We start from the raw sequence: 2,788 nt of genomic DNA on the forward strand, positions 1-2,788 counted from the left end.
CACCAATACTGTCATCCGTTGTACTGCAATTGCTTGCATATTATACCGCCCTTGCAAGAGGATGCTCTATAGATAAACCGAAGAACCTTGCAAAAAGCGTAACTGTTGAATAAGAAAAAGTGGAGCAATCATATGAAATTATTCGGATCATCCGGAATAAGAGGAATTACCAATAAGGAAGTTACACCGGACCTTGCCCTGAAGGTAGGTCTTGCACTCGGTAAGACAAAAAAGAGTGCAGTTGTAGGCCGTGACCCGCGTATTGCAGGAGAGATGATAGAACATGCTATCATTTCCGGTCTTCTTTCAGCAGGCTGTGATGTTGTACGGATCGGAATGGTCAGTACACCAACCCTTGCATATGCAACAAAGGACTACGATTGCGGAGTAATGATAACTGCATCCCATAATCCCGCAGAATATGTAGGAATAAAGTTATGGAATCCTGATGGCATGGCCTTTGATTCTAACCAGCAGGAAGAGATAGAGAACTGTATAGAGAAAGAAGATTTCGAACCTGTCAGTTGGGACAAGATAGGCAATGTATCAGAAGATGCGAATGCTATCCGCCAACACACCAACATGATACTGCAGAATGTCAAACGATCATCAAAACGTGTTATCATTGACTGCGGATGCGGTGCAGGTAGCACGATAACTCCATATGTGCTTCGTAAAATGGGCTGTGAGGTCATCACCCTTAATTCCCAGCCTGACGGTTACTTCCCGGCACGCAATCCCGAACCGAACGATGCGAACCTCACACTGCTCAAAACAGCCGTAAAAGAATTCGGTGCGGACATTGGCATTGCACAGGACGGCGATGCAGACAGGATGATGGCGATCGACGAGAAGGGAGAGTTCATTACCGGCGATGAGATGCTTGCACTTTTTGCCAGACATGAATGCGATGAAGGTGCTAAAATTGTAGTACCCGTGGATACCTCGATGATGGTGGACGATGCCCTGCCCGGCTCAACTGTCATTCGTACAAGGGTCGGTGATGTCTACGTTGCAGAAGAGATCAAAAAATGCAACGCAGATATTGGAGGAGAACCTTCCGGAAGCTGGATCTTCCCGAAGATATCCTATTGCCCGGATGGGATATTCGCTTCTGCAAAGATAATGGAGCTTATAGAGAGCAGAACATTGTCAGAGCTTAAAGAAGAATTACCACATTATCCAACATATCGAGGCACAGTTAAATGTGACAACGAAAGGAAAGCGCATGTTATGGAAGTTGTCCATTCAAAACTCGATAAATGCGGGAATATATCTGACATCGATGGAATACGCGTGGAAATGGATAACGGATGGGTTCTTGTGAGACCTTCAGGGACAGAACCGAAGATAAGGATCACAGCCGAAGCAAGAGAAGGTGCTGATAGATTGTTCAGCATGGCAGAGAACATTATCAAGGAGGCACTTAATTGAAAGCTGTCATACTTGCAGCGGGAGAAGGTACCCGAATGCGCCCTTTGACATCATCCATTCCAAAGGTCATGCTTCCTGTCGCCAATAAGCCCATGTTAGAGCATATAGTGGATTCTGCCATCGAAGCAGGAATTGACGGATTCGTTTTTGTCACAGGATATCATGAAGAAGTCATCGAACAATATTTTGGAAATGGAGATAGATGGAATGTTATAATTGACCATGTCCATCAGGAAGAGCAACTTGGTACTGCAAACGCTATCGGATATGCAAAAGGTCATGTCAAAGATAAGTTCATAGTCCTGAATGGCGATGTACTAGTCAGTTCCGACCACATCGAACACATGATAGAAAGGAAGGAAGATGCAGTAATAACTGTAAAACGTGTGGACAATCCATCGGATTTCGGCGTTATTGAAACTGATGGAAATAAGGTCATAAATATCATAGAAAAACCAGAGTTTCCACCAACAGATCTTGCAAATGCCGGAATTTACCTTTTCAGCGAAACCATCTTCGACCTTATCGAACAGACGACATTGTCGCCAAGAGAGGAATATGAGATAACCGATTCCCTCCAGATGCTCATCAACAGTGATGCAGATGTCGGATATGAGATACTGGAAGAAGAATGGATAGATATCGGAAGACCTTGGGATATGCTGGATGCGAACGCAGTCCTGTTGAGACGAACGGAGCCTTCCGTAAAAGGGGTCATTGAGCCGAATGCCACCCTTATAGGGGATGTGAGTGTTGGCAGAGGTACTCTGATACGCAATGGTGCATACATCATCGGACCAGTGATCATCGGAGATGACTGTGATATCGGACCGAATTGTTTCATACGGCCTTCAACTGCCATTGGAAATGATGTGCATATCGGAAATGCCGTTGAAGTGAAGAACAGCATAATAATGGATGGTACGAATATAGGACACCTCACGTATCTGGGAGACAGTATTATAGGTCGAAAGTGTAATTTCGGTGCCGGAACTAAGGTTGCCAATCTGCGCCACGATGGTAAGAACATCAAGGTGAAAATTAAAGGCAAACTAACGGATTCGGGAAGAAGGAAACTTGGGGTCATAATGGGTGATGACGTTCACACAGGAATAAATTCCAGTATCAACGTTGGAACCGTTATGGAAAGTGGAAGCTATACCGGACCCGGAGAGGTCGTTCGATAACGCCGGATCTTTGTTGTTATTTATGTATTTAAGGTTGTACATACGGGTGATATGATTGATAGAAATGCAAAAAATAAGCGAACTTGCAGAGCAGATAGCAGACATTATAGAAGAATACAGCCATGCACGTGTCATTTCCCATAACGATGCTGACGGAATATCATCTG

At 44.5% G+C, this 2,788-nt stretch carries 2 protein-coding genes; both read left to right on the plus strand.

The window, feature by feature from the left end; genetic code table 11:
- Positions 1–132 precede the first annotated feature (132 nt).
- Entirely contained in the window at positions 133–1,434 is a 1,302-nt protein-coding gene (gene glmM / locus QAS77_RS11395) for a phosphoglucosamine mutase (RefSeq protein WP_305065669.1), read from the plus strand.
- The gene (gene glmU / locus QAS77_RS11400; RefSeq protein WP_305065670.1) at positions 1,431–2,621 is read left to right on the plus strand and encodes a bifunctional sugar-1-phosphate nucleotidylyltransferase/acetyltransferase; all 1,191 of its coding nucleotides are present in this window, start codon (positions 1,431–1,433) and stop codon (positions 2,619–2,621) included. The genes glmM and glmU overlap by 4 nt, the downstream gene beginning before the upstream one ends.
- Positions 2,622–2,788: the final 167 nt, after the last annotated feature.

Source organism: Methanococcoides sp., from assembly GCF_030594565.1.
GTDB classification, from domain to species: domain Archaea; phylum Halobacteriota; class Methanosarcinia; order Methanosarcinales; family Methanosarcinaceae; genus Methanococcoides; species Methanococcoides seepicolus.

What these genes read in the sequence shown, in the direction of transcription:
- glmM (WP_305065669.1), top strand. Translation starts at nt 133, where the DNA reads ATGAAATTATTCGGATCATCCGGAATAAGAGGAATTACCAATAAGGAA.